This window comes from Candidatus Thiothrix phosphatis, assembly GCF_035668035.1.
Classification (GTDB): Bacteria; Pseudomonadota; Gammaproteobacteria; order Thiotrichales; family Thiotrichaceae; genus Thiothrix; species Thiothrix phosphatis.
Window position 1 is genome coordinate 11065 of the sequence record NZ_JAYMYJ010000076.1, and the last position, 2904, is coordinate 13968.

Below are 2904 nucleotides of genomic sequence, written 5' to 3' on the forward strand. Positions count from 1 at the left end.
TAAACCTTCTTGCCGGTGAGCAAGCCTTTCGGGCCTTCAGCGGTGTATTGGAAGGTCACGCCCGCGCGGGCAACGTGGTCGAAATAAGCCTTGAGCGTGGACGGCACACCGAAGTTATACATCGGCAGGCCGAGCACAATGACATCAGCCGCGCGCAACTCATCGATCAGCGCATCGGAATACGCCACCACAGCCTGTTGTTCAGGCGTGCGGTCAGCGGCAGGCGTGAGGAAAGCGGTGAAACGTTCCGCCGTCAGATGCGGCACCGGCTCCGTAGCCAGATCGCGCGTGACCAATTGGTCGTGTTCCCCCAGCAATTGCTGCGCCAGTGTTGCGCTCAACTGTGAAGACTGGCCTTGCTGCTGGAACAGGCTGGATTGGATGTTCAATACGGTTTTCATACATACCTCGTTACAATCTTTATTCAATGGACGTATTTAAATATTGAAAGCATCGAATGAAAAGCGCATATTTTCGAGTGAAACGTTCGATGGTATCGATATATGAACTACCCACGGATTTCCCTGGAACAATGGCGCACCCTGGTTTGCATCGTCGAGGCAGGCGGCTACGCCCAGGCGGCGGCACAGATCCACAAGAGCCAGTCGACCCTCTCCCATGCCATCCAACAACTGGAACGCCTGATTGGCGCAAATGTGTTTGCAATCCAAGGACGCAAAGCGGTTCTGACGCCCACAGGCGAAGTGCTCTACCGGCGTGGCAAAGCCTTAGTCGACGAAGCCCTGCAACTGGAGCGCACCGCCCACAAATTGGCCGCCGGATGGGAACCTGAAATCCGGCTGGCGGTGGAAATCCTGTTTCCCGGCTGGCTGCTGCTACGTTGCCTGGAGCATTTCACCCAGGAACACCCGGACATCCGCCTGGAAATCTACGAATCGGTATTGAGCGGCACCGACGAAGCGCTTGAACAAGGCAAGGTCGACCTTGCCATCGGCGGCTTCGTACCGGAAGGCTTCCTGGCTGACCCGCTGATACAGGTACGGATCATCTGCGCGGCGCACCCCGGCCACCCCTTGCATCAACTGGGCCGCCCATTGACACTGGATGACCTGAACGCTCACCGGCAATTGGTGATCCGTGACAGCGGCTCGCAACGCACCCGCAAAACCACCTGGATCAGCGAACAGCGCTGGACAGTCAGCCATCAGGCAACCGTCATTCGCGCCGCCGTCATGGGGTTGGGTTATGCCTGGTTTCCGGAAGAAAGCATCCGTGAGGAACTGGATGCAGGCAAGCTCAAACCACTGCCCTTGCAGGAAGGCGCGGAACTCATCGGCACGTTATACCTGATGTACGCCGACCGCGAAGCAGCAGGCCCGGGCGGGCGTCGCCTTGCCGAACTGTTGCACCAGGTCAGCGCCTGTGTCGGTAACCGCTGCCACAGCTGATGCAAGCAAATTCACGTATGGAGACAACATTATGAAACAAACCTTTACAGACACAGCCCTGAGCGGACGCAAAGCGTTGGTGTTCGCCGCCTCACAAGGCTTAGGCAAGGCTTCGGCGGAACTGCTGGCGGCGATGGGCGCGGAAGTCGTCATCATGGCGCGTTCAGCGGAACACTTGCAGACAACGGCGCAAGCCATCGAAGCCCGGACTGGCAGGCCGGTGCAAACCGAATGTGTGGATATGCTGGATGCTGATGCCCTGAGCGCCATGCTCGCACGCCATCAGGATACTGATATTCTGGTGACCAATTGCGGCGGGCCGCCAGTCGCACCATTCGAATCCATAGACATTGCCGCCTGGGATCAGGCTTACCAGATGATTGTGCGCTCCGCTGTGCTGGCCTGTCAGTCGCTGGTTCCGGCCATGGCGCAACGCGGTTGGGGTCGTGTGGTGATGATCACCTCCGGCACTGTGGTCGACCCGTTGCGGCATTTCGTGCTCTCCAACGCCTTGCGCAAATCCCTGCTGGGGCTGGCGGAAAGCCTGGCGCAGGAATACGCCGCCAAAGGCATCACCGCCAACCTGGTTTGCCCCGGCCTGACCCGCACAGCACGGATGGAATCATTGGCGGCGGCAACCGCCGCCCGCACCGGGCAGGATGAACAAACCGTGCGCGCCAATCTGGTGTCTGGCATTCCTACCGGACGCATGGCGGAGCCAGAGGAACTGGCTTCAGTCGTAGCTTTCCTGTGCTCGGAAGCTGCCGGATTTGTGCAGGCGCAGGCGTTGCTGGTGGATGGCGGCGGCAGGGTTGGGTGATTGGCCTGCCCCAGAAAACCGGGGTCAGCGGGTTACGGAGCAGTTGGGCAATTGGGTAGTTTGCTCACTTTACCAGATGTCCGGAGTCACTGAATCAGACCACAGTTGCGTAATATTAGTCACTCAAAGCCTTTTTCATGCCAACGTAAATGTATGATATGATTGACATATCGTTCATGATTTCATTACCAAAATAAAAATTTGCAGCGTATTTGCCACGGTACACGATAAAAAACTTCGATTCATTGTAACTCATTGATTCAGCATTATTCATGCTGAGACGCACAACCTAAAATCAAACACTTACAGAGTCTAAAAAAATTGTCGTGTACAGAGGTATTTACTAATGCACAAACGGCTGGTTATGCGTACAGGATAGTCGTTATTTTTCTTATAAATACGATTTTTAATAAAATAAATCACGAATTTTTCATTAGATGTAAATTATGTGAAATTTGCATCCGCATACATGCCTCTTAATGTGTCACATCCGATTTACGCATAAATCATTGAAAAGTTAATACATAATTAACTTCATATTTTGTAATTCCAGCGTCTTCCAAGTTGTATACTTTACTGTATGCTGATAATATTTTAATCACGATGATAATTTTAAATAAAAACTAGTAAGTATCCCCCGGCAAAGCCGGGGGCTTTAGAATATGTGAGCCGCTC

Annotated in this window: 3 protein-coding genes; 2 read left to right on the forward strand and 1 reads right to left on the reverse strand. The window is 54.0% G+C overall.

The genetic code is table 11. The features are described from left to right. Positions 1 to 401, reverse strand: a 401-nt coding sequence (locus VSS37_RS07995) for an FMN-dependent NADH-azoreductase (protein ID WP_324694309.1), incomplete at its 3' end; no start/stop codon positions are given. Between the two features lie 102 nt (positions 402 to 503). Between VSS37_RS07995 and VSS37_RS08000 the strand changes: the two genes are divergently transcribed. Further along, positions 504 to 1409, forward strand: coding sequence for a LysR family transcriptional regulator (locus VSS37_RS08000; RefSeq protein WP_324694310.1), 906 nt, complete (start codon positions 504 to 506; stop codon positions 1407 to 1409). A gap of 31 nt (positions 1410 to 1440) precedes the next feature. After that, positions 1441 to 2229 (forward strand): SDR family oxidoreductase, encoded by a 789-nt coding sequence (locus VSS37_RS08005; RefSeq protein ID WP_324694311.1) that lies wholly within the window; start codon positions 1441 to 1443, stop codon positions 2227 to 2229. Positions 2230 to 2904 lie beyond the last annotated feature (675 nt).